Origin of the sequence: Pontibacter pudoricolor, from assembly GCF_010092985.1 — a bacterium.
Classification (GTDB): domain Bacteria; phylum Bacteroidota; class Bacteroidia; order Cytophagales; family Hymenobacteraceae; genus Pontibacter; species Pontibacter pudoricolor.
This window is the reverse complement of sequence record NZ_CP048106.1, coordinates 1,837,030-1,861,597: the sequence shown is the minus strand read 5'-3', so window position 1 is coordinate 1,861,597 and position 24,568 is coordinate 1,837,030. Positions and strand designations below refer to the sequence as shown.

Genomic DNA, 24,568 nt, shown 5'->3' with positions numbered 1-24,568 from the left:
GTACTCTTATTTATTTCTTTGATTGGAAGATCGGGGATTCTTGTTGCGGTTGCGGTCTCCCCCTCGGTTATCACCACCACGGTTTTGCTGCTGGCTGCGTTGCTGGTTATCCTGACGGCCACTGCCACCACTAACATTAGACTCAAACAGGTTATTGCTCTCGATAAAAGCAAGGTCCATGTTCAGTTTACCTTTCGATAACTGGCGGATATCGCTCAGGATCACATCATCGGTAATGCTTTCCTTGTTGTAAGAACGGTACAGCGTTTTCATCAGTTTACCGATAGAAACGATAGCAGCTTCACGCTCTTTTTCATCTTCCAGTTCGGTAGCACGCTGAATAAGCAGCTCCACGTTCTGGCCATAGTGCTTAAACTTAGGTGTTTCGAGCGGGTAATGCATGCGTTGCGGCTTGTCGTTCAGGTACTCCATCGCGCTCAGCGGATAAGGGGCGTCCACATCCAGCTGCGAGCCTGACATGACATATAAGTGATTCCAGAGTTTCTGCTGATAATCCTGTGTATCACGCAACTGCGGATTCAGTTTAGCCATCAGGTTTATCAGCAACTGCGAAAGGCGTGTGCGTTCAGCTCTGTCCTCTATAGTTAGTATATGATTTACAAGGTCCTGCACGTTACGGCCATATTCGCGCAACAACAGGTCTTGTTTAAAGGAGGTACTTGCTTCCATTAGATTTTATATAAATTCAAAATTATGAATTAGAAATTAGAAATGATAAATATTACACGAAGTGCAACTATGAATTACGGAATTTGAACAAGAAGTTATGAGCAGTACTGGAAAAGTACAGTAAGTTATACTTCCGGCTCATGGCCCAATTTCCAATTTTTAATTCACAATTTCTAATTACTCATGTATGCGTAGCTTGGCAAAGCTCAGGAGCAGGGTTTTTTCACCTACCTCATCAAAGTTTATAGTTGCTTTTACGCTATTGCCCTGGGTATCTACCAGCGTTACTACGCCAAAACCGAATTTAGGGTGTTCTACCTTCATACCGGCCGCAAGGTTGCTTGTGTCGCTTGGCTTAAAGTCGGCAGGAGCGGTGTAGGCTGTTGCAGCCTGCTTGCGCGGCGGTGCCTGCACCAAACTACTGATGCTGCTCTTACGCTGTAACACACGGTCCAGCATGCTGCCTGAAGCCGTGTTGCCTGTATCGCCATACTTAAAGTTCAGGTACTTCGGATCTATCTCATCCAGGAAACGACTTTTCTCGCATGCCCGCAGGTTACCCCACTGGTAGCGGCTGGTAGCGTAGGTCAGGTATAGTTTCTTTTCTGCACGCGTAATGGCTACGTAAAACAGACGACGTTCTTCTTCCAGGTCAGCGCGGGAATTCAGCATCATCTGGCTCGGGAAAAGGTTTTCTTCCATACCAACTATGAACACGTTCTTAAACTCCAGACCTTTGGCCGAGTGAATGGTCATCAGGGTTACAAACTCGCCATCCAGGTCAGCTTTGGTGTCAGCATCGGTAATAAGGGCAATATCCTGCAAAAACGCCGAAAGGCTTTTATCTTCCTTCTCCGGATCGTCTACATATTCTTTAATACCGTTCAGCAATTCCTGTATGTTTTCGTAGCGGGCAAGGCCTTCCACGGTCTTATCCTGGTACAGGTCATCCACAATACCCGAGCGCTTGGCTACATGCTTGGCCACTTCAAAGGCGTCGTTGTTCTCAGCCATGATCGCGAACTCCCGTATCATCAGCGAGAAGTTCTCGATTGCGGTGCCCACGCGGTTGCCCATAAACTGCGCAGCATTCTGCACTATTTCCCAAACGCTGTGGTTGGTCTCATCGGCCGTTACAAATATCTTCGATTCGGTCGTTTCACCAATGCCGCGTTTCGGGTAGTTTATCACACGGCGCAACGCCTGCTCGTCGTTCGGGTTGACTGTTAATCGCAGGTAGGCAATCAGGTCTTTAATCTCCTTGCGTTGATAGAACGACAGGCCACCCACAATTTTATACTTGATGTTCATGCGGCGCAGGGCTTCTTCCATTGCCCTAGACTGCGCGTTGGTACGGTATAAGATGGCGAAGTCGTCGTAAGAGAGGTGGTTGTTCATCTTCTCTTCGAAAATGGACGTAGCCACCAGTTTGCCTTCTTCGTTATCCGAGTTTGCCTTAATTACTTCAATCAGCGGGCCCTGTTCGTTATCGGTAAAAACATCTTTGCGCAACTGTGCCGTGTTGTTTTTAATAACCGAATTAGCCGCGTGAACGATGTTTTTGGTTGATCTATAGTTCTGCTCCAGCTTAAATACTTCCAGTTCCGGGTAGTCGCGCTCAAAGTTGAGTATGTTCTGGATATCAGCTCCACGGAACGCGTAAATAGACTGTGCATCATCACCTACCACCACTATGTTGCGGTTCTGTGCTGCCAGTTTACGTGTGATCAGGTACTGCGAATAGTTGGTATCCTGGTACTCATCCACCATTACAAACTTAAAGATGTTCTGGTATTTGTTCAGCGCATCCGGGTGGTCACGGAAAAGCACGTTGGTCTGGAACAGGAGATCATCAAAGTCCATGGCACCAGCCTTAAAGCAACGGTTCTGGTACTGCTCATATATCTTGCCAATCTTAGGGCGCATGGCAGCTTCGTCGTCGGCCTGTATCACCGGGTCGCTCATGTACTGCTTATGCGAGATCAGTTTGTTTTTGGCAGAAGAGATGCGGCCCAGCACTACGTTTGCCTTGTATAGTTTGTCGTCCAGGTTCATCTCCTTCACAATGTTGCGAATGAGCGTTTTGGAGTCGTCGGTATCGTAAATGGTAAAGCTTTTCGGGTAGCCGATCTTGTCTGCTTCGGCACGAAGAATGCGTGAGAAAACCGAGTGGAACGTTCCCATCCAGATATTCTTGGCCTCGTTACCGATCACTTTCTCGATACGGTGACGCATTTCTTTAGCCGCCTTGTTGGTAAAGGTAAGGGCCAGTATGTTAAACGGATCAACCCCTAAACTGATTAGGTGGGCGATCCGGTAAGTGAGTACTCTTGTTTTGCCTGAGCCGGCACCCGCAATGATCATGGCCGGGCCTTCGGTGTGAAGTACTGCCTTGCGTTGCGACTCGTTCAATAAACTAATATAATCCATTTGTTCTCTTCCGCGTGCGTCTTTAAAATCTATGCAATTTACGAATACAAATCCGTATTCAGAACCGCCAGTGTAAATTGGTAGCTATAGTTAGCTTATGAACAATACTTATCTGAAAAGCGTTTTATAGCAGGCTAAATAAAAGGGCCCGGAATTTGTAACTGTAACACCAGCTATAGTTCCGGTTTGAATTACAGGCTGTTTATAGTTACTTTTGCCTGTTAACAAACTTCTTATTAAGAAGAAATCTTACGGATGATATATCAAAAATATCGCACTACCATACCCGCCATGAAAAAACTATTGCTGCTTACCCTGTTCGTTTTTAGCGCACAGTTAAGCCCGGCACAGAGTAAACCGGCACCGAAAAACGGAAAAGCAACCACAAATAAAACTGCCACCACTCCAAAAGCAGCCGCTCAGAAACCAGCTGCTAAAACCAATACCACTCCGGTAGCCCCTAAACCTGCCGAGAAAGCTCCGGAAAAACTGATCTGGCAAACACCGGCCATGCAGGAAGCGATGACATACTATACGTCGCTGCAGTTTAACGAAGCGTATGCTAAATTTAAACAAGCCATTAATGAGGGGGAGAGCGATGCCCTTTATTTCCTGGGCCGTATGCACCAGTACCGCGAACTGAAGTACGAATCTGTTAAGATCGATACGTTGCTGGAAATACAGAACCGCACAAAGTTTTTCTCTGCCAACACCGATTCTGCCCGCTTTTATTTTGAGCGTGCCATAGAAGAAAACAGCATGCTGGGACATTTGGGTCTGGCTGAGCTAATGATACTTCGTAACGAAGAAGACAAGCAGGACTTTTTACAGAAAATGCGAACTGCAGCAATCGTTATCCGGGAGAAAGCTGTGGAAGGCGATGCTTTCAGTAACCGCATGCTGGGAAGTATGTACTATACCGGCTACGGCGAAATGAAGGACCTGGGCTATGCTTTTAATTATATGAACCGCGCCGCCAATAAAGGTGATGTGGTATCATATACCTACCTGGCCAACTTATACCTGGATGGGGAAGGAGTGAAGCCCGATAAAGATAAGGCTGTTTTCTGGCTGAAAAAAGGTGTTGAAGCCGGCGACCGTGAGGCACTTTACACCTTAGGCCTGCTACACGAAGAAGGAACAATAGGGGAAACTAATCTGGATGAGGCACGCAAACTATACCGCAAAGCCATTTCAAAGGGTAGTGTAAGTGCTTATGAGCAGCTCCGCTACATGAACCAGTCAGCGGACCAGAAGTTGGTAATTGCAGCTATAAACCGTAATCCTGATATGCTGGAACGTGCCCTTAAAAACAAGGCAAATGTGAATACCACTGCTATTCCGGATGATTACGAAGCAGAAGAGTTGCATGGGCGAACACCGCTGATGAATACTCTTTACATTCCGTTGTTGCTGGAGGATTACGGCGTAATCTACCAACCAGAAGTACGTCCGGTAATGGCGGGTATATTGCTGCGAAAAGGTGCTGATGTTAATGCACAGGATAGTGATGGCCGCACTGCACTTCATCATACCGTTGCGGGGGCGCGCATCACTAACTCCCAGTTGTTTGAGCAGGAACAAGTGCAGCTACTGGATACGCTTATCAAATACAAAGCCGATCTGAACATAAAAGACAAAGAAGGTAGCACTGCCCTTACAGCTGCTCTGCAATCTACAAACGGACAGCATATTGGCATTATGGAGCTCGAAAAGCTATTAGCTTCCGGTGCAAACCCAAACCTGCAGAACAACGAAGGGAAAACCCCTTTAATGTTAGCCTGCGAGCTGAATTCAAACTTTGAGATAATACTGGCTCTGATACAGGCAGGCGCTGATCCAAAACTAAAAGACCAGTCCGGTAAAACAGCTATTGACTATACCAAACAGGAAAACGTAAGTAACATCCTGATGGCTGCCGGTTCTCCAGCAAAACAGAATTAAGGCTATTCTTAGAAATTAAAAGGTGATTATCGAAAGGTAGTCACCTTCTTTGTTTTTAGTAATGGGAGAGTTTTTGGCTTTTCTATAGTTGAGTTTAAAGGTCTATAACTTAATAGTTAGTAATGTTAGAGTCCGTAACGCTGGCGCGAGTCTCCAGACTCGTGACTTACTATGAAGTTGAGTCTCCTGACTCAACTGGCCCGACAGGGACAGGCATGGCAAAGGCTGAAGCTATAGTTCTATAATAGGCGTTTGACCCCTTCCCAGCCTTCCCCTAATAACAGGGGAAGGAGTTAATCTACCAATGCTTTTTACTTTGTCATCTCAAACAGCGTGAGAGATCTGGTACATTAAACACAACCCTGCCCCTCTCAAGAGTGGAATTTCGGCTATAGTTATAGTTAGGTTATAGTTCTATAGTTACAGACCAAGATCGGGCAGGTTGGGACCTGTCCGCGCAAAATGGAATTGTAGAGACGCAATACTTTGCGTCTTTTCCCCGGTTGCAGTAACTATAGCTATAGAACAAATAAGATTTCTCGGTTGGCGCTCGAAATGACAAGTAAGAAACTATAAGATTATACCTAAACTCCTTTCCCCGTTATTAGGGCAAGGTTGGGAAGGGGTGAATTTATAACTATAGTACATACAAGATCCTTCGGCGTTGCTCGGGATAACAAAAGATCTAAGAAGTTCGATTACCAACTTAAACATCTTCTAAACTATTTTCTGGTTACCTTTGTCTCTTTAAACACAGGAAGCAAAGTTCCCTTCCGATTGCCTTAGTAGAATATGATAGTCCTTCAGAATACCGTTATCAGCGACGACATCCGTGATAATTTTTTTGTTTGTAACCTCGAGAAATGCAAAGGAGCCTGCTGCGTAGAAGGCGACCTGGGCGCTCCGCTGGAAGAAAGTGAGCTGGCGATACTCGCTGATAATTACGAGCACATTAAACCATACATGACTGGTGCCGGCAAACTGGCAGTAGAAGAGCAGGGGCTATACATCAAAGATTTTGAAGGCGATTACTCCACCCCAACTATAGAAAACCGTGAGTGTGCGTATGCGCTATACGATGAGAAAGGCATACTGAAATGTGCTATCGAACAGGCGTATTACGATGGAAAGATCAGTTGGAAAAAACCGATCTCGTGCCATCTGTACCCAATCCGTATTACAAAGTATGATGACTTTGAAGCGCTGAACTATGACCGTTGGAGCATTTGCGCTGCAGCCTGTAATTTTGGTCAGGACCTTGGAGTAAAAGTTTATCAATTCCTGAAAGAGCCTCTTATCCGTAAGTATGGAGAAGGCTGGTATAACGAGCTGACACAACTGATGGAAGAAGAACCAGAGAAAGTTTAATTCAGCTATAGTTTACAATCCGAAAGCGGGATGCAGTAAAAAACTCTGTCCCGCTTTTTTTATGAGATTGGGTTATATAAGTTTATAGTTTGTATTATATGTTAAACAGATAGTCAGTGAACAAAAAAAGCCGGTACAAATGCACCGGCTTTTTTTGTAGTTACTACGGTTATGCGTGATTCATTTCTAATTCTACAAGCATAGTTTTCTTAACTCCATATTCATCTTCATAAATCATTGTAGTTCTAACTTTTAGAGAACCGCTTTTTAGTTCTATAATATCCCAGTTTTCCTCAACTTTAGTATTAGGAGCATATACAAGGAGTGTTTCATTATTGTTAAATTCCCATATTCCTATGTGAACTATTCCAGAACTTGTCTGTGTATATGTCCCATCAGTATTATATTTGATACGCACATTTTTCAATATTGCCATATCAGACCTGTTGGTAATATCGATACCATTTTCTTTGATTTTAGTTATTTTCCAGGCTTTGGCGGTGAGAAGTTCTGTTTTAGTTTGTGGTTTAGGATCGTCATCTTTGCTGCAAGATGAGAAAACAAAAAGAATTGAAAGTAAAAAAAGGCTGTAAAGTTTAAAAGTTTTCATAAAATAATAAAAGAGTTGAACATTGATGGCAATATATATAGAAGATTAACTATATCCTATGTTATATGTTCTGCAAACAAAAAAGCCGGTACAAATGCACCGGCTTTTTTGTTTATAGTTCAGGCTACTTACTCAATCGATTTGAAATCGAAATTCTCTAAGTAAGCCGTTGTAAAGTTGCCTTCTTTAAAACCCGGATCATCCATCAGCTTCAGGTGGAAAGGTACAGTTGTTTTGATACCTTCGATCACGAATTCACTCAGGGCACGCTTCATTTTTACAAGTGCTTCTTCACGGGTCTGTGCGCTTACAATCAGCTTTGCGATCATAGAGTCGTAGTTAGACGGTATCGTGTAACCAGAGTACACGTGAGAGTCTACGCGAACGCCGTGACCGCCTGGTACGTGCAGGTTTGTAATCTTGCCCGGGCAAGGACGGAATCCGTTCTTAGGGTCTTCCGCATTGATACGGCACTCGATGGCGTGCATTTTAGGGTAGTAGTTTTTACCGGAAATTCGCTCGCCGGCAGCTACCTTAATCTGCTCCTTGATCAGGTCGTAATCAATAACTTCTTCCGTGATCGGGTGCTCTACCTGGATACGCGTGTTCATCTCCATAAAGTAGAAGTCACGGTTCTTGTCTACCAGGAATTCTATAGTTCCAACACCTTCGTAGTTAATGGCTTTAGCACCGGCAATAGCTGCCTGGCCCATGCGCTCACGCAGATCGTCTGTAATAAAAGGAGAAGGTGTTTCTTCAACCAGTTTCTGATGACGACGCTGAATAGAACAATCACGCTCCGAAAGGTGAGCTACCTGGCCATGCTGGTCACCGATCAGCTGAATCTCGATGTGACGTGGCTCTTCGATAAATTTCTCCAGGTAAATACCATCGTTACCAAATGCAGCTGCAGCTTCGGTACGGGCATCGTTCCACATTTTCTCGAACTCAGACGGATCTTTGATGATACGCATACCACGGCCACCACCACCGGCAGTTGCTTTGATGATTACCGGATACTTGATCTTGGCAGCAAGCTTGATCCCTTCTTCAAAAGACTTTAACAAGCCCGGAGAACCTGGTATAGTAGGTACACCCGCTTTCTGCATAGTTGCTTTTGCCGAAGATTTGTCACCCATCTGGTTGATCATTTCTGGCGAAGCACCTATAAACTTAATGTTATTTTCAGCACAAATGCGCGAGAACTCAGCATTCTCAGACAGGAAACCGTAGCCCGGGTGAATTGCGTCTGCATTAGTGATTTCGGCAGCAGCAATAATGTGCGGGATGTTCAGGTAAGACTGTGAACTTGGTGCAGGGCCAATGCAGACTGCTTCATCAGCAAATCGCACGTGCAGGCTTTCCTTGTCGGCAGTAGAATAAACCGCTACCGTTTTTATGCCCATCTCTTTGCACGTACGAATAATGCGCAGTGCAATCTCGCCCCGGTTGGCAATTAATATTTTTTTAAACATATTGTCAGATTAGAAGATTTGGAGATTTGGAAATGCAGAGATGTAAAGTGAAAATGATATAAAAATGGAGAAGGTAAGTGCCGTCTCCATCTTCAAATCTTCACATTTTCAAATTTTCAAATCAATGAATTAGCTAGGATCTACCAGGAACAATGGCTGGTCGTACTCAACTGGCGTAGCATTGTCTACCAACACTTTCACGATCTTACCTGATACTTCAGACTCGATCTCGTTGAACAGTTTCATAGCTTCGATGATACAGATCACCTGGCCTTTTTTCACCTCATCACCCACATTCACAAAGATAGGAGATTCGGGGCTTGCAGCACGGTAGAAAGTACCGATCATTGGCGCCTTGATAGCTACATATTTGCTGTCGTCGGATACCGGAGCGGCAGCAGGGGCAGCTGGTGCAGGTGCCGGAGCAGTTTGTGGCGCGGCGGCAGCCGGAGCAGCAGGAGCATGGTGAGATGGCTCACTAACATACTTTACCTTCTGAGCAGCATCACGCTGTACCGATATCTTGAATTCTTCTGTTTCGATGTTGACTTTGTTCAGGCCGGATTTGGCGATGAAGTCGATAAGGTCCTGGATTTCTTTAGCTTTCATGTGTTATTTTACTCTTTCTGCGTAAGAATAAGTACGAGTGTCTACTTTTATTTTTTCGTCCTGGCCAATGAAAAGAGGCACCTGAATGGTTGCGCCTGTCTCTACAATGGCTGGTTTTGATGCGTTTGTTGCGGTATCGCCTTTAAGGCCCGGCTCTGTATAGGTAATTGTTAACTCTACAAAAGGAGGGATCTCGCAGGTAAGCGGGCTTTCAGTTTCTGCGTGGAATAGGATCGTTACTTCCTGGCCTTCTTTCATCAGGTCAGCAAACGGCACCATTACTTCTGGTAATGCTAACTGTTCAAAAGAGCTCATGTCCATAAAGTTGTAGCCCATGTCATCTTTGTAAATGAACTGGTGTGGGCGTTGCTCTACGCGGGCAGTTGTAATTTTATGGCCTGCCGAAAAGGTGTTATCTAATACTTTACCACTTTTGATATTTCTTAGCTTGGTTCTAACGAATGCTGGGCCTTTGCCTGGCTTTACGTGCTGGAAATCTATTACCTGGTAAAGGTCGTTGTTGTATTCGATCACAACGCCGTTTTTAATATCAGCTGTGGTTGCCATATAGTATTCTGAATCGTGTTGTACTTAAATGAAACGATAAAAGTATAGCGCAAAACTATGTTCTGCAAACAAAGTTAGTCAATCTGCCGGATTTGTTTTGAAAAAAGGTATGATTTTAAGTTGTTTTACTCCCATTTAGTTAATATGGTATGCATGCGTAATATTTTCGATACTATAGCTTTAAAGCACTTTTATAGTTCAACCCTGTCCAGTTTTCAGGCTAAACTTAAACTTATGCCTTGGGCCCGGTGCTTAAGCATCAAGCCGCTACCAGTAACTTAATGTCGCTTGATCTATAGTTCTAATCAGGCCGTCTCGTCTCTCTCGATCCTTACTGTCTGAACTATAGTTTACCCCTTAGAGCTTTTAAAGTTTAAAGTGTTGTTTTTCATGATGTTGCACCTGTCTTTGTAACGGATTTAACTATAGTACATCTAATTACCAGAACTTTAATTTTAAAGGAGGGTAATATCATGAACACAGCAACCAGTATTTCAACAGACCGCGTGCATACCGTGTGGTCGCTTCTAAAGTACACTTATGCCATCGTACCCATTGTGGCAGGTCTAGATAAGTTTACACACCTGCTCACTAACTGGGACAAGTACCTGAGCCCTGTCGTTGCCGACATCATTCCGTTTAGCCCGCACACTTTTATGCTTATAGTTGGCGTAATCGAGATTATTGCCGGAGTTTTAGTTTTACTGCGCCCAAGAATAGGAGGGTATATTGTAGCTGCCTGGCTGGTGGGTATAGCTATAAACCTGGTAACTACTGGCGAGTATTTTGATGTTGCGGTGCGTGACCTGGTAATGGCCATTGGCGCGTTTTGCCTCGCTAAACTATCAGAAGCTGATAGACCGGAAGGCGGTATTGCTGAGCAGGCAGACTATGGCAGAGGCCAGATGATCGGGTAAACTATAGTTTAAAGTTGTTGGCTTGGTTTTAAAATAAAAAAGCGGCTGTAAGGCCGCTTTTTTGTGAACCTGATTCAGGTAGTTATTTAACTCTGAAACCTATTGCTACGCTCAGAATTTTAGGGTTTGATAGTTTAAATCCTTCGTTTTCAAGTAAAGCCGAGAGCCTGAATTTATTTAAATACATACCTATTCCAACACTTGGCAACGGCATAAGATCTGCCGAATTTAATTTTTGAGATATCTGAGTAGTGAATCCAACACTAAAAAAAGGTACGGTGGTAGAGATGATCGGATCTTTTAAGTTGTACTGCACTGAGAAAGGCATCCGGACATAATGTATAACTACATCTTCTATTTCAGGATCTGTTGAGTCTGTCTTACGCAGATAATACGTGTAGTTCAGGCCTAATTTTGTAGAGTATTTTCTACTTTCGCCAGGTTGTATAATGTCCCAGAAATAACCTGCTGAAAAGCCCTGCCCGCTAACGTTAGCTGGCTCTTTGGGGATATATAATTTTGCGTAAGATAGCTCTGGACCACGTTTAACAACAGCCTTTGCTTCGTAAGCCTGAAGTATGCTTTGCTGAGCTGGTGCTTTACATCTGTTATATTCTGTTACAGCTTCAAGGATAGCTTTATCATTGAAGTTTAACTTATCCAGATTAAGTTTAAGGCTTTCACAATCGTTAAAGGCTGCCTTTAACATGCCAATATACCTTTTGTTTTTTTGGACATGTATGCTACTCATTGTCTCATACAAGCCTAGTGTATAATCAGTTGTATCTTTCCGGAGTATATACAATAAGGTATTACCTTTAGTTGTAGCTATTGACTGTTCTTCTTTGGGTATTGGCAACTTATACAGGTCAGTGTAGCCACTGAGAATTAACTTTGCAAACCTTTTATGGTAGGTTAAATTGGCGCCCTTTAAGATCTCCACTATTACTGTAGCAAAGCGAAATCCGGTGTTGTTAAATCCAAAGCCAGCTATATCTCCCGGCAAATAATCTGTAACAATTTCAGAGTTAATATCCGTCTTAAATTGTACCGATTTGCTGAGATCCAGGTCAGAAACGCTTTTTATGTAGCCCCTTATCGTATCCTGGCTATTTATTATAAATCCTTCTTCAAAGGCACTGGCCTGGGCGTTTACTTTAATTATTGAAACCGAAAAGAAGATAAAAAGAAGTGTAAAGAGTTTGTTCATTTAGAGCATTATTTTGGATATACTATAATTCAGGGCAATAAAAAAGGTGATCCAAAGATCACCTTTTAATATATAGCAAATATATAATATCTGGACTTTTATTTCGGATCGTAGGCCCACTTGAGGTAAATGGCACCCCAGGTAAAGCCACCGCCAAATGCTGCTAATACGATGTTATCGCCTTTTTTCAGCTGACTTTCATACTCCCACAGGCAAAGCGGAATAGTGCCGCTGGTGGTGTTACCATATTTATGGATGTTTAGCATCACTTTCTCGTTGCTCAGGCCCATACGGTTGGCTGTAGCTTCAATAATGCGTTTGTTAGCCTGGTGCGGTACCAGCCACGCCACATCGTCGCCGGTCAGGTTATTGCGCTCCATTACTTCTGCAGACACATCAGCCATACCTTTAACGGCAAACTTGAATACCTGCTGACCTTCCTGGTAAGCATAATGCTCACGAGCCTGCACTGTTTCTATAGTTGCTGGTTTGCGGCTACCGCCTGCTTTCATGTGCAGGAACTGTGCACCTGTTCCATCTGATTTTAAAACTGAGTCGATGATACCGAGACCTTCTGTGTTTGGTTCCAGCATCACAGCGCCGCCACCGTCACCAAAAATAATGCAGGTTGCCCTGTCAGTATAGTCTACAATTGCAGACATTTTATCAGCACCAACTACAATTACTTTTTTATACTGCCCAGACTCAATAAATTTAGAACCAGTGGCTAGCGCAAAAAGGAAACCGGAGCAGGCAGCCTGCAGGTCATAACCAAATGCATTCACTGCGCCTACTTCTGCTGTAATAAGGTTAGCCGTTGCCGGGAAAACCATATCAGGAGTAGTGGTGGCACAGATAAGGAGATCAACTTCTTCAGGTTTTGTATTCGTCTTCTTTAGCAAGTCAAGTACTGCCGGTACTGCAATATGAGATGTTCCTTTGCCTTCGCCTTTTAAAATGCGCCTTTCCTTAATGCCGGTGCGGGAGGTTATCCATTCGTCATTGGTTTCCACCATTGTTTCGAGCTCCTTGTTGGTAAGCACGTATTCGGGTACGTAGCCTGCTACACCTGTAATCGCGGCAGTAATTTTACTCATCTTTAAAAGGTATTAGGTTGTTAGATTAAGGCGGGCAAGTTACAAAAAAAAACTTGGCACAAACCCTCAGTACCTTAAAAAGATAACTGATATAGTTTATGCCAAGTTCAAATTGTGGCAACAAGCGCCACCGATATTATTCGCTATAGTTCTTTCTGAAACGTTCAGACAGGTTAGTAGCTACCATTTTCTGGGCCTGCAGCACCATGTTGCAGATCGCAGTAGGAGTAGACACCCCGTGACCAATAACCGCATTGCCGTTTATACCTAAAATAGGACTTCCCCCTTCGGCTTCATAGTTAAACTTGTCGAAGAAAGGATCATGCATCTTCTTCTCGTTTAATATGTCGTAGATAGACTCTGCCATTTTAAGGATAATGTTACCAGTGTAACCGTCGCAAACTATAACGTCTGCTTTATCATTAAAAACGTCGCGGCCTTCTATGTTGCCGATAAAGTTTATAGTTTGATTTACCTTTAAGCGTTGGTGGGCGGCCTGTGTGTTCACAGTTCCTTTGCCTTCCTCTTCGCCCAGGTTCATCAACCCTACTTTAGGATTTTTGATATCGAGTACATACTTGGCGTAAATTGAGCCAAGCTCTGCAAACTGCTCCAGTACTTCCGGTTTGCAATCTGCATTTGCACCAACATCCAGCATAATGCCATAACCACCCTTTAATTTCGGAACAAGCCCGGCTATAGATGGCCTTAAAATTCCTTCTATAGCTTTAACGCTGAACATGGCCCCTACAAGCATGGCTCCGGTATTTCCTGCGCTGCAGAAAGCATCTGCTTTCCCGGCTTTCAGTAATCCGTAACCGACTGCTATGCTGGAGTCCGGTTTTTGGGTAAGGGCTTTGGTTGGGTGTTCGCCCATCTCAATTACCTGGCTGGCATTAACCACTTTAATGCTTTTGCCAGTATACCCGTATTCTTGTAATAACTGCTGTACAATAGTCTCTTTGCCTATAAGCAAAATTTCATATTGTTCAGGAAGCTGCTTTTCGGCAAGTATGGCACCTTTAACTATAGCCTCCGGTGCATAATCGCCACCCATTGCGTCTAAGGCGATCCTCATGTAGTGGTTGATGTTAAACTATACAGTACTAAATAGCAGCTAAAGCTTACTGAGCGTTAGTTGTATAATTTTTGATTGCAAGCTTGCCTTTATGGAACAGGTCACCTTCTACTACATAAGCGTGGTGGAAAAGGTGCGGAGTATCCGTAGTTGGGCAGATCGCAATGGCTTTCTCAGAAAGTTTATAATGAGTTCTTCTCTTATCTCTTCTGGTCTTCGAAATCTTACGTTTAGGATGTGCCATTTTTTAGTTAAATATTTATTTACTGTGTTTATAATTCGTTAAGCTACTACTAATTCAGGTTTTTCAGTGCATCCCAGCGTGGATCAATGTCATCGTCATCATCTCCTTCATCGCTGTCACTATCCGTGTCACCGGCATGCTTCGAAGAGTAGATCAGGATATCATCATCGCTGTTTTCATCCTCTTCTTCCAGGAACCGTGGATGCAGCTTTTTCATTGGCAGCGACAACCCGATGTAATCGTACAGGTGCTGTGCCACGTTTATCTGCTGCGTATCGCTTGCTATCATCCACAGGTCTTCGTCCAGTTCCTTATCTTCCGGACCAAACTTCATGCGGAACGTTTCCTGTACATCTACCGGCTGATCAAACTCTTCCAGGCTTCTGTCGCAGGTTAAGCGTACGGTTCCTTTAATGTCAAAGTGCAGGGTCAGCAACGTTTCCGTCTTTTCCAGTTCTACATCAGCGTGCAGTTTGCCGCCATGCATGATCTCTCCGCTGAAAAGTTCAAAGAAAGAATCATCCATGTCAAACTCGAACTGGTGCGTTTTATTGCTGAGTTTGGCAATGTTGATCTCGTATTCTTTTAGCTTCTTCACTACCTTTTTTTATTGCAAGTTGCAAAATTAGAACATTATTCTGACAAATAAAATACCTGTGCCTTAAACAACAGGCATTTGTTCTGCAGTTCTCTTTTTAATTATATCGCAGGCCAGGAACAATGCTTCTCTGAAAGAGGTTTCGCTGGCCGTATGTTTGCTGGCAATATCGTAGGCCGTGCCGTGGTCGGGTGAGGTACGAACTACAGGTAAGCCGGCTGTAAAGTTAACACCACTCTCAAAAGCAAGCGTTTTAAACGGTATTAGCCCCTGGTCGTGGTACATCGAAACTACGGCATCCACCTGCTTGTACTGCTGCATCCCAAAGAAACCATCGGCAGGGTAGGGGCCAAAAACCAGGTGGCCTTTTTCTTTCAGGTGCATAATGGCCGGGCGTATAATTTCTAACTCTTCAGTACCCAATAATCCGTTTTCGCCGGCGTGCGGGTTAAGGCCGAGTATAGCAATGCGTGGTTTCAGTATGCCAAAATCCTTCTTCAGCGACTCCAGCAGTATCGTTACTTTGCGTATAATCAGGTCGAAGCTGATCCTGGTCGAAACATCTTTTACAGGCATGTGGCCGGTTATAGTTGCCACGCGCAGGTCGCCGCTCACCAGCAGCATCAAACTTTCGGGCGCATCAAAATAAGAGGTCAGGAACTCGGTATGGCCCGGGAATTTAAATTCTTCGGTCTGAATGTTCTCCTTATCAATAGGCGCCGTAACAATACCATCCAGCAGGCCGGCTTTCAGGTCGCGGGAGGCGGCCATCAAAGAGTCCAGCGAAGCCTTACCAGATTCCGGGGTCGGGTTGCCCAGGTTGGTTTCTAGGTTCTCGTCCAGGCAGTTGATCAGGTTCACTTTTTTAGGAACTATAGCCTGGACTGACTGTACCTGCTGGTAATGGAAATGCTCGGCACTCAGCGCCTTGCGCACTTTGTTAAGCACGTTGGCAGATGCATATATAACCGGCGTACAAAAATTAAGTACACGCTGGTCTGATAAGGTTTTGATGATCACTTCCGGGCCAATGCCGTTGGTGTCGCCTATAGTTAAGCCCAGTCTGGCTTTAAATCGGTTGTCCATATTGTTTAGTTAGCTTTCGTGCTAAGAAAGTTATACACTAAGCGTACGCCCGAGCCGGTTGCCAGTTTGCCGCGGTAAGAATCTTCGGCATGTAAATAAGCAGTACCGGCAATATCAAAGTGCACCCAAGGGTAATCTGTAAAGGCTTCCAGGAACTTACCGGCTGTAATATGGCCAGCTTCGGCACCGCCAATGTTTTTCAGGTCGGCAATATCAGACTCCAGCTGCTTTTTATACTCGTCGTAAAGCGGGAAATCCACAATGCGCTCGTGTACTTTATTTCCTGCCTTTTTCAGCTCGTTCATTACCTCGTCGCCGGCAGTACCCATGGCCGCTAAGGCTTCCTTGCCTAAAGCCCGCTGCGCTGCACCGGTCAGTGTTGCCAGATCAATTACCAGCTCAGGGTTGTACTTTTTAGCAAAGCTCAGCGCGTCAGCTAATATTAACCGGCCTTCGGCGTCGGTGTTAAGTACTTCCACGGTCATGCCATTGTACATGGTAATTACATCGCCAGGTGCTACAGCTTGTCCGCCCGGGCGGTTATCCGTAGCCGGAATGAGGCCTATGATATGAAGTGGTAAGTTGTTTTTAGCGGCGGCATACAATACACCGGTTACTGCAGCAGCACCTGCCATATCCGACTTCATGAAGTCCATCGACATCGGTGTAGGCTTTAAGCTGAGCCCGCCGGTATCGTACACTACACCTTTGCCTACCAGCACATAAGGTTTGCTGTTTTTAGCGTTCTCTGGCTTCCACTCTAATATATTAAAAGTAGCAGGCTCTTCGCTGCCCTGGTTCACGGCCAGTAATCCGCCCATTTTCAGGCTCTGGATCTTTAGCTCGTCCAGCACATCCAGGCTAAAACCGGCTTCATTCGCCAGTTCTTCCAGTTGCTCGCTCAACTGTGATGCCGACTGATGGCTGTGTGGCTCGTTAATCAGGCTGCGCGTTTTATAAACGGCTTCCAGTAGATTGGCCAGTTCCTCTACCTGTTTTGCATCTATCGTTTCGTCGGCTATAGTTATCGTTTTAAGCGTCGTTTCCTTGGCATCTTTGGTTTTATGCTTAAAATACTGGTAGTTGCTCAGATATAAGCCCTCGGCTACGTACAGGCTGGCATTGCCGCCGGTTTTATCAACTATAGATATGCTTTCTGATTTATCGTTTCTCAGCTGCTTTAATAAACTATGGCCCGCTTGGCGAAGTGCTTCGTTTTTCTGGTCCTCGGTTTTGCAGTCAGGGGTTACAACTATATACACGCGGTGCGAATAGCGGTTCAGGTAAATGAACTTGGCTTCCTGCTGTAACTGCTGTAGCACATAGTTTTGCTCTTCCGGCTGCAGTTCCTGCAACTCATTTCCCTTGTCGGCAGCTATGATCAGTGCCAGGTCGGTATTTTTAGCTAAGCTTGTGTCGTATTTAAGTTGTGTTGGCATTTGTCGTTCGTATCTTTGAAGGCTGCAATATAGTAACTATAAAACGTAATGCGAAAACAAGCAGCCATAGCCGTTTAGCGCACAATAAAGGTATAACGGGTTTCCGGCAAAAAGTATAATACTGCGCCGTAAACTATAAAGTGTAGAAAGTGAGCAAAGTAAGTCCGAAAAAACATCTAGGCCAGCATTTCCTGGTCGACCAGAACATAGCCCAGAAGATAGTGGAGCAACTGACCATGCCCGAGGGCGTGCAGGATGTTTTGGAAATTGGTCCGGGTATGGGTGTGCTCACGCAATATCTGTTGCAGCACAAGGAATACAGAACTACCGTAATCGATATCGACCGTGAATCTATAGCTTACTTAAAAGAACATTTTCCGCAACTCGAAGACCGCATCATTTCTGCTGACTTTCTGAAGACGGATCTGAGCAAACTGTTCCCAGGTAAGTTCGCGATCATCGGTAACTTCCCTTACAACATATCGAGCCAGATATTCTTTGCAGTATTAAAGCACCGTGATGTGATTCCGGAAGTGGTGTGTATGATACAAAAGGAAGTGGCTGAGCGCATTGCAGCGCCTCCGGGCTCTAAAACCTATGGTATCCTGAGTGTGCTGCTGCAGGCCTTTTACAGAATAGAATACAACTTTACGGTTCATGAGCATGTGTTCCATCCGCCTCCAAAAGTAAAGTCCGGGGTTATTAGTTTAATCCGCAACGATGTGAAAGAACTGGCTTGTAATGAGAAGCTGTTCTTTGAGGTGGTAAAACAGAGTTTCGGAACACGACGCAAAACACTGCGTAACTGTCTCAAAAGTTATAACTTGCCGCCTGAAATACAGGCGCAGCCCGTTTTCGATAAGCGTGCCGAACAACTGTCGGTACAGGATTTTATAGTATTAACCCAGCTGGTAGAGCAGAACAAATAGCGTATGCAGGTAGAGATCACAAGAGAGTATATTGACCAGGTAGAAGAAGCCATTGAACGTAAGGACTCGGAATTTATTCTGAGTACGATGGCCGAAATGTACCCGGCCGATATTACTACGGTGCTCTACGAACTGGATGCCAACGAATCGAAGTATGTGATGGACCTGCTTCCGCCCGAAGTTGGTTCTGAAATACTGAGTAACCTGGATTACGATATCCGCACCGATTTTCTGCAGTACTTTACCTCTGCCGAGATTGCCCGCTACATTAACCTGATGCATTCCGATGATGCCGTGGATATACTCAACGAGCAATCGGTGCAGACGCGTGAAGAGGTAATAGCCCTAATCGAGAACGAAGAAAAAGCCGAAGACATACTGGACCTGCTGCACTACGAAGAAGACTGTGCCGGTGGTCTGATGGCGAAAGAGCTTATAAAAGTAAATCTTAACTGGCGCGTACGGCAGTGTATAGAAGAAATTCGCAGGCAGGCCGAAGATGTGGAGCGTATCTACACCGTTTATGTAGTTGATAACAAAGACATATTAGTTGGGCGTGTGAGTGTAAAAGCGCTGCTGCTCTCCCGCGATGATAAGCTGGTAAAAGATATCTATAGTACCGATGTTATCTCGATCGAGTCTTTCCGGGATGAGAACGAGGTGGTAAGCGTGATGCAGAAGTATGACCTGGAAGCCATACCTGTCGTGAACATACAAGGGCGTTTGCTGGGCCGTATTACCATTGACGACGTGGTAGACGTTATGCAGGAGCAGGCCGAACTCAGCCGTCAGCTCATGACCGGTATTTCCGAGAACGTGGAGGAAGATGACAGCGTGTTCCGAATTTCACGCTCGCGTATTCCCTGGCTAATTATAGGTATGGTAGGCGGTTTACTGGCAGCAAAATTTATGGGACTGTTCGAGAAAGACATTGCCCTGCTGCCGGCGCTGGCACTGTTTGTGCCACTTATTACAGCAACGGGCGGAAACGTAGGCATTCAGTCCTCTTCCATCATTATCCAGACACTATCCTCAAACACTGTGATGTTCGATAAATTCGCACAGCGTATGTTTAAGCTGATCATGGTAGCGCTGCTGAATGCACTGATCATTTCCAGCCTTGTTTTTGCATTTACTTACCTGTCCTGGCAAGACCTTACACTTTCTGTGGTAGTATCAGTGGCGCTGTTTTCGGTAGTGATGCTTGCTTCCATGATGGGTACTTTAACGCCAATGATTTTAGATAAGGTAGGTATAAACCCTGCTGTTGCCGCCGGCCCGTTTATAACTACAGCAAACGACCTGCTTGGCCTGGCCATCTACTTTGGCGTAGCACATCTGCTCTATAACTTATAACGCATTACAGGTTCTCTAAACAACTATAGTTCGTTAACCGTGTTTAATGCTTTGTAATTCTCAATATTCAAACTTGCTAACGTATAATGCTTGTCCTGATCATAGACGAAATGCACCCGAGTATTTTTCCGATGTTGGAGCAAATAGGGGTGAAAGCGGACTATAGACCAACTATAAAACCGGTAGAGGTATGCGAAGCGCTGGCAGGTTTTGACGGGCTTATAGTTCGGAGCAAAATGCGTATCACCGCTGAAACTATAAAGCACGCCGATAAGCTGAAGTTTATAGCCCGTGCTGGTGCAGGCGTAGATAACATAGATGCAAAGGCGCTTGAGGAACGTGGTATAGCTTTATTGTCGGCTAACGAAGGAAACAGCCAGGCAGTAGGGGAGTTTACACTGGGCCTGCTGCTGTCACTTACCCGTAATATAGTTCGCAGCGACCACGAAGTGCGCAATAAAGTATGGTTGCGCGAAGAGAATCGCGGCGAAGAGATTGGAGGCAAGACTGTCGGTATTTTTGGCTACGGAAACATGGGCCAGAGTTTTGCCAGTTTGTTGCAAAGCTTTGGATGCCGTATTTTAGCTTACGATAAGTTTGCCCCTGAAAAAGTATCGGTGCCGGCAGAACAGGTACCCATGGAGGTGATACAAGCGGAGGCCGATGTGGTGAGTTTCCATATTCCGTACATCCCGGAGAACTATAACTTTGCTGACTATGCCTTCTTCAGTGGTTTCAAAAAGCCTGTCTGGTTTTTAAATACATCACGCGGCGAGGTTGTGGATCAGGATGCCTTGGTAGAGCACCTTAAGAAAGGAACTATAAAAGGTGCGGCCCTTGATGTGCTGGAGAATGAGAAACTACATACGCTTACCGAAAAACAGCTGGCCAGCTATAATTACCTGGTGCAGGCCCCGAACGTAGTACTTACTCCCCATATTGGCGGCTGGACCCACGAATCATATATTAAAATAAACGAAGTACTTACAGCCAAAATAAAAGCGCTGCTCCAACTATAAAACACAGTACAAGGCGTTTTGCCGGTATAATTCTGAGAAAATTTTTAAATGATGACGAAAGGTACTTGTAATTAAAAATTTATTATATTTGCCTTAACAGCATTCCGGAACTATAGCTGCCGGAGTTAATCAAATACCTGATTACCAGCGTATGTATAGAGTAGGTAACGCCGCTAAAGGTGGTGTTATACAAAAATAGAGAACCAATATAATTTATATAGTTTGCAAAGAGAACGGTTATGCATGCCATAACCGTTCTCTTTGTTTTTGTGTTTTAAACAAGAAGAATAGAGTATGAGCAAAGTATCTTATTACACTGCAGAGGGTTTACAGAAACTTAAAGAAGAGTTACAGGAGCTTAAAACAAAAGGCCGCTCTGAAGTGGCGCGCCAGCTTGCCGAAGCCCGCGATAAAGGCGACTTAAGTGAGAATGCCGAGTACGACGCAGCGAAAGATGCGCAGGGACACCTGGAACTGAAGATCTCGAAACTGGAAGAGGTGGTTGGCAATGCCCGCCTGATTGATGAGTCCGGGCTGGATGCGAGCAAGGCCCTAATCCTTTCTAAAGTGAAGATCAAAAACCTGAAGAACAATATGGTAGTAGACTATACTTTGGTAGCTGAGGAAGAGGCGGATCTGGCTTCTGGCAAGATATCAGTAAAATCTCCGATCGGTAAAGGCTTGTTAGGTTTATCGGTTGGGGATGTGGCTGAAATAACAGTACCTGCAGGAAAAATAAAGTTTGAGATTCTGGAAATTAGCCGATAAACTATGGAAGCTTCGATATTTACTAAGATTGTGAATGGTGAGATACCTGCTTATAAAGTAGCGGAAGACGACCGTTTCCTTGCTTTCCTGGATGTATTCCCGACAACGAAAGGCCACACCTTAGTTATACCGAAGCAGCAGACAGATTATATTTTCGACCTGAATGACGAGCTTTACCTGGGCCTGATGGCTTTTGCTAAAAAGGTAGCTGCTGCCATTGAGAAAGCTGTGCCCTGTAAGCGTATTGGAGTAGCTGTAGTTGGACTTGAAGTTCCGCATGCACACGTACATCTGATACCATTAAACAGTATGCAGGATATGAATTTTGCCAACAAAAAGCAGTACAGCCAGCAGGAGTTTGGAGAAACGCTTGAAAAGATAAAAGCCGCTTATCAGGGTTAGAAACTATAAAATTTAAAAATCGCCGGGATGAAGTCAACACTTTGTTCCGGCGATTTTGTTTTACCTCACCTAAGCCCGGGCTTCTTCAAACAACAGGAGAAGGGATAATACTACTTTTTTATAGTTCATGCTGCTGGCGCGAGTGTCCTCACTCGTGACTTGGAATGGTGTTGAGTCAGCTGACGCAACTGGCCCGGCAGGGATAGGCATTGTCTGAACCGGGATTAAGTGAGATTTAAAGGATTTCTGGGATAAAGGGTATTGCTATAGTTGTGGCTATAGTTCTATAGTTGGCGTTTTAACCCACCCCTGCCCCTCCCAAGAGGGGAATTTTCTGCTATAGTTATAGTTTGAGTTGTAGTCTTATAGTTATAGACCAAGATCGGACAGGTCGCGACCTGTCCCTACGGAACTGCAACCACGATAAAGCCATGCAACTATAGCAGCTCAGTCAACTATAGTTTAGCTATCGAACTGATCTCAGTCTTTGGGTTGAGCGCCTTTGCTTTGTTGCGGTGCCGCAAGGCAACACGAGCAGAGCGAGGGTAGCAAGAAAGCAGCAGCGCGAAGCCTAAAGACGAGGCCTCCCGGCCGTGAGGGCACCAAAGCAAACTATAGAACAGTAGGTAAGTAAAGCTCCCAGGATTAGAAGAAACTATAGAAGAAAGGCTTGGTTCAGGTTGCAACTATAGCAAACTATAGAACCCAGATTTCTCCTGACGTCGAAATGACAAAAGAGAAACTATAGAACAATTATAACCCCTCACAGCTGCGCTGCCTCTCTTCGACTCGCGTCTCAAGAATGTTCGAAATGACTAAAGAGAAACTATGAAACGATTGAGATTTCCTGGCGAACGAGCTAAATGACTAAAACTATACCCAATAAAAAGAGCGGAGCAAGCATAAACTTACTCCGCTCTTTTAGTATTAGCTATACCTATATTTTAGTAGTATCCGGCTGAACTGGTTGTGGCATATTCTGCTTTTCCTGTTCCTTCGCCTGCTTTTTAAAGAACCCGCGTAGCAGGAAATTGCTTTGCAAAGCCTCCATGTTCTGGTCAAACTTCTGAGTGCTGGTTTCCAGGTTTTGCATGGTATGCTTCAGGTTACGGGCAAACTCTTTATCTGTCAGCAATACGCCCATAGCGTTGTTTTTGTCGTTCAGGTTAGTGCTTGCCTTCTGCAGGTTTTGGGTAAGCGTAGCTGCCGAGGTAGTAGCCTGCTTTAATTGAGCCATAGACGCCTGAATCTGTTTATAAACTGTAGTATCAGTCAGCAGCTCGCTGGCAAGGCTACCTGGCGTGTTTAGCTGAGAAGTGAAACGGCTAAGGTCGTTAGAGGCCTGCATGGTGTTCTGCGAAACTCGTTGCAGGTTTGCTACCATCGCCCTGAAATTGTCAGCCATAGCCGTATCGGTAAGCATTGCACCTACAGTACCCTCTCCGTTCACTAATTTAGACGATAACTGTTTAAAGTCTCCGGTAATAGCTACCAGGTTCTTGTTGTTTTGCTGCAACGTTTCCATCAGGTCGTCGGTGTTCAGGGGGTTTACGGCTGCAAGTCTGTCGCCATCTTCTACAGGCGGCGATTGCGGGCTGCCACTTTCGATGATGATGTTTTTGTTACCGATAAAACTTTCGGAGCTGATACGGGCAACAGCATCTTTACGGATAAACTGCTGCGTACTTTCCTCAATGTTCATGATCACCTCTACCTGCGAGTCGCCATACAATTTAATGGACTTGATAGTACCGATCTTTACACCCGAGAACCAGACATTGTTACCCTGCTTCAGGCCGGCCACATCATCAAAAACAGCTTTTACTGTTATAGTGGATATAAAGCGTTTCTGTTGGCCACCCAGCGTAAAAATACCTACTATTAGTATAAGCAGGGCAAAGAGCACAAAAATGCCAACTATAATAGCGCGTTTATTATCTGCCGTATTCATTATTCAGTAAAGTTGTAGTTATAAAAAGCTTTAACGCGTTCATCCTCTGTATCAAACACTTCCTCAAAACTGCCCTGGCGCTGAAACTGGCCATCCAGGAGCATTACTATGCGGTTGCCAACGGCCTTTGCACAAGTTAAATCATGGGTAATTATGATGGATGACGTGTTAAAGCGTCGTTGTACTTCGTTAATTAAGTTATTTATGTCCTGGCTTGTGATCGGGTCCAGACCTGCCGTTGGCTCATCATAGAGCATAATTTCCGGTCTCAGAATTAATGTACGGGCAATGCCTATACGCTTGCGCTGCCCACCCGATAGTTCCGAAGGCATCTGGTTAATTGTTTGTGCCAGCCCGACTGCCTCCAGCACAACATCAATAATACGTGAACGGTCGCGGGCAGTCATGTCTTTTGAGTGCCGTATCAGCGGAAATTCCAGGTTTTCCTTTACCGTCATGCTGTCGTAAAGGGCACTGTTCTGGAACGAGAAGCCGATCTTCAAACGCAGCTCATCCAATTGTTTCGGCGTGAGTTTATCTACTTCCTGGCCCAGCACATTTACATAACCACTATCCGGGCGCAATAAACCGGAAATTATCTTGATCAGAACGGATTTACCGGTACCGGAACGGCCCAGCACAACCAGGTTCTCTCCTTTATAAAGATCCAGATCCACGCCTTTCAATACTTCATAGTCATCAAAGGCTTTTGTAAGGCCCTTAATGGTGATCACTTTCTGGGTGTAATCTATCTTAGAACTAGGTTTCTTCATGAGCTCAG

23 protein-coding genes are annotated in these 24,568 nt (G+C 44.8%); 8 read left to right on the top strand and 15 right to left on the bottom strand.

The window, feature by feature from the left end:
* Positions 1 to 6 precede the first annotated feature (6 nt).
* Both GSQ66_RS08000 and GSQ66_RS07995 read right to left on the bottom strand, forming a co-directional pair.
* The gene (locus tag GSQ66_RS08000) at positions 7 to 690 is read right to left on the bottom strand and encodes a DUF4290 domain-containing protein (protein WP_162426988.1); all 684 of its coding nucleotides are present in this window, start codon (positions 688 to 690) and stop codon (positions 7 to 9) included.
* Positions 691 to 867: 177 nt separating this feature from the next.
* Positions 868 to 3,120, bottom strand: a complete 2,253-nt coding sequence (locus tag GSQ66_RS07995) for an ATP-dependent helicase (RefSeq protein ID WP_162426987.1) — start codon at positions 3,118 to 3,120, stop codon at positions 868 to 870.
* Positions 3,121 to 3,411: 291 nt separating this feature from the next.
* Between GSQ66_RS07995 and GSQ66_RS07990 the strand changes: the two genes are divergently transcribed.
* Positions 3,412 to 5,064: an ankyrin repeat domain-containing protein gene (locus tag GSQ66_RS07990; RefSeq protein ID WP_162426986.1), complete on the top strand. Its 1,653-nt coding sequence runs from the start codon at positions 3,412 to 3,414 to the stop codon at positions 5,062 to 5,064.
* A 792-nt stretch (positions 5,065 to 5,856) separates the two neighbouring features.
* Positions 5,857 to 6,432, top strand: a complete 576-nt coding sequence (locus tag GSQ66_RS07985; protein ID WP_162426985.1) for a DUF3109 family protein — start codon at positions 5,857 to 5,859, stop codon at positions 6,430 to 6,432.
* Positions 6,433 to 6,601: 169 nt separating this feature from the next.
* Here the strand turns inward: GSQ66_RS07985 and GSQ66_RS07980 are convergent, their stop codons facing one another.
* The 4 genes from GSQ66_RS07980 to efp form a co-directional block, all read right to left on the bottom strand.
* On the bottom strand, positions 6,602 to 7,042 hold the full coding sequence (locus tag GSQ66_RS07980) for a DUF5004 domain-containing protein (protein ID WP_162426984.1): 441 nt from the start codon (positions 7,040 to 7,042) through the stop codon (positions 6,602 to 6,604).
* Between the two features lie 128 nt (positions 7,043 to 7,170).
* Positions 7,171 to 8,517 carry an acetyl-CoA carboxylase biotin carboxylase subunit gene (accC, locus tag GSQ66_RS07975; RefSeq protein WP_162426983.1) on the bottom strand — a complete coding sequence of 449 codons (1,347 nt, stop codon included), beginning with the start codon at positions 8,515 to 8,517 and terminating at the stop codon, positions 7,171 to 7,173.
* A gap of 129 nt (positions 8,518 to 8,646) precedes the next feature.
* Positions 8,647 to 9,126, bottom strand: a complete 480-nt coding sequence (accB, locus tag GSQ66_RS07970) for an acetyl-CoA carboxylase biotin carboxyl carrier protein (RefSeq protein WP_162426982.1) — start codon at positions 9,124 to 9,126, stop codon at positions 8,647 to 8,649.
* A 3-nt stretch (positions 9,127 to 9,129) separates the two neighbouring features.
* Positions 9,130 to 9,693, bottom strand: coding sequence for an elongation factor P (gene efp / locus GSQ66_RS07965; RefSeq protein WP_162426981.1), 564 nt, complete (start codon positions 9,691 to 9,693; stop codon positions 9,130 to 9,132).
* Positions 9,694 to 10,166: 473 nt separating this feature from the next.
* On the opposite strand from efp, the gene GSQ66_RS07960 reads away from it, so the two are divergent.
* Positions 10,167 to 10,610, top strand: a complete 444-nt coding sequence (locus tag GSQ66_RS07960) for a tRNA (5-methylaminomethyl-2-thiouridylate)-methyltransferase (protein ID WP_162426980.1) — start codon at positions 10,167 to 10,169, stop codon at positions 10,608 to 10,610.
* Between the two features lie 82 nt (positions 10,611 to 10,692).
* On the opposite strand, the gene GSQ66_RS07955 is transcribed toward GSQ66_RS07960, so the two are convergent.
* From GSQ66_RS07955 to GSQ66_RS07925, 7 genes are all read right to left on the bottom strand, one after another.
* A complete protein-coding gene (locus tag GSQ66_RS07955; RefSeq protein ID WP_162426979.1) occupies positions 10,693 to 11,820 on the bottom strand; it encodes a hypothetical protein in 1,128 nt (375 codons plus the stop codon).
* 98 nt (positions 11,821 to 11,918) lie between these two features.
* Positions 11,919 to 12,917 (bottom strand): beta-ketoacyl-ACP synthase III, encoded by a 999-nt coding sequence (locus GSQ66_RS07950; protein WP_162426978.1) that lies wholly within the window; start codon positions 12,915 to 12,917, stop codon positions 11,919 to 11,921.
* A 136-nt stretch (positions 12,918 to 13,053) separates the two neighbouring features.
* Entirely contained in the window at positions 13,054 to 13,995 is a 942-nt protein-coding gene (plsX, locus tag GSQ66_RS07945; RefSeq protein ID WP_162426977.1) for a phosphate acyltransferase PlsX, read from the bottom strand.
* Between the two features lie 46 nt (positions 13,996 to 14,041).
* Positions 14,042 to 14,239 (bottom strand): 50S ribosomal protein L32, encoded by a 198-nt coding sequence (gene rpmF, locus GSQ66_RS07940; RefSeq protein ID WP_162426976.1) that lies wholly within the window; start codon positions 14,237 to 14,239, stop codon positions 14,042 to 14,044.
* 49 nt (positions 14,240 to 14,288) lie between these two features.
* Positions 14,289 to 14,837 carry a YceD family protein gene (locus GSQ66_RS07935; RefSeq protein ID WP_162426975.1) on the bottom strand — a complete coding sequence of 183 codons (549 nt, stop codon included), beginning with the start codon at positions 14,835 to 14,837 and terminating at the stop codon, positions 14,289 to 14,291.
* A gap of 63 nt (positions 14,838 to 14,900) precedes the next feature.
* Entirely contained in the window at positions 14,901 to 15,923 is a 1,023-nt protein-coding gene (gene pdxA, locus GSQ66_RS07930) for a 4-hydroxythreonine-4-phosphate dehydrogenase PdxA (RefSeq protein WP_162426974.1), read from the bottom strand.
* Positions 15,924 to 15,928: 5 nt separating this feature from the next.
* Positions 15,929 to 17,362 (bottom strand): leucyl aminopeptidase family protein, encoded by a 1,434-nt coding sequence (locus GSQ66_RS07925; protein ID WP_162426973.1) that lies wholly within the window; start codon positions 17,360 to 17,362, stop codon positions 15,929 to 15,931.
* 149 nt (positions 17,363 to 17,511) lie between these two features.
* On the opposite strand from GSQ66_RS07925, the gene rsmA reads away from it, so the two are divergent.
* The 5 genes from rsmA (at position 17,512) to GSQ66_RS07900 (ending at position 21,836) form a co-directional block, all read left to right on the top strand.
* On the top strand, positions 17,512 to 18,291 hold the full coding sequence (rsmA, locus tag GSQ66_RS07920) for a 16S rRNA (adenine(1518)-N(6)/adenine(1519)-N(6))-dimethyltransferase RsmA (protein ID WP_162426972.1): 780 nt from the start codon (positions 17,512 to 17,514) through the stop codon (positions 18,289 to 18,291).
* A gap of 3 nt (positions 18,292 to 18,294) precedes the next feature.
* Positions 18,295 to 19,647 (top strand): magnesium transporter, encoded by a 1,353-nt coding sequence (gene mgtE, locus GSQ66_RS07915; RefSeq protein ID WP_162426971.1) that lies wholly within the window; start codon positions 18,295 to 18,297, stop codon positions 19,645 to 19,647.
* Between the two features lie 86 nt (positions 19,648 to 19,733).
* Positions 19,734 to 20,666, top strand: coding sequence for an NAD(P)-dependent oxidoreductase (locus GSQ66_RS07910; RefSeq protein WP_162426970.1), 933 nt, complete (start codon positions 19,734 to 19,736; stop codon positions 20,664 to 20,666).
* A gap of 294 nt (positions 20,667 to 20,960) precedes the next feature.
* Positions 20,961 to 21,434, top strand: coding sequence for a transcription elongation factor GreA (gene greA / locus GSQ66_RS07905; protein ID WP_162426969.1), 474 nt, complete (start codon positions 20,961 to 20,963; stop codon positions 21,432 to 21,434).
* A 3-nt stretch (positions 21,435 to 21,437) separates the two neighbouring features.
* Positions 21,438 to 21,836, top strand: a complete 399-nt coding sequence (locus tag GSQ66_RS07900; RefSeq protein ID WP_162426968.1) for an HIT family protein — start codon at positions 21,438 to 21,440, stop codon at positions 21,834 to 21,836.
* A 937-nt stretch (positions 21,837 to 22,773) separates the two neighbouring features.
* On the opposite strand, the gene GSQ66_RS07895 is transcribed toward GSQ66_RS07900, so the two are convergent.
* Both GSQ66_RS07895 and GSQ66_RS07890 read right to left on the bottom strand, forming a co-directional pair.
* Positions 22,774 to 23,787 carry an MlaD family protein gene (locus GSQ66_RS07895; RefSeq protein WP_162426967.1) on the bottom strand — a complete coding sequence of 338 codons (1,014 nt, stop codon included), beginning with the start codon at positions 23,785 to 23,787 and terminating at the stop codon, positions 22,774 to 22,776.
* Complete coding sequence (locus tag GSQ66_RS07890; protein WP_162426966.1) at positions 23,787 to 24,560, bottom strand: ABC transporter ATP-binding protein; 774 nt, start codon at positions 24,558 to 24,560, stop codon at positions 23,787 to 23,789. Before GSQ66_RS07890 ends, GSQ66_RS07895 begins: the two co-directional genes overlap by 1 nt.
* Positions 24,561 to 24,568: the final 8 nt, after the last annotated feature.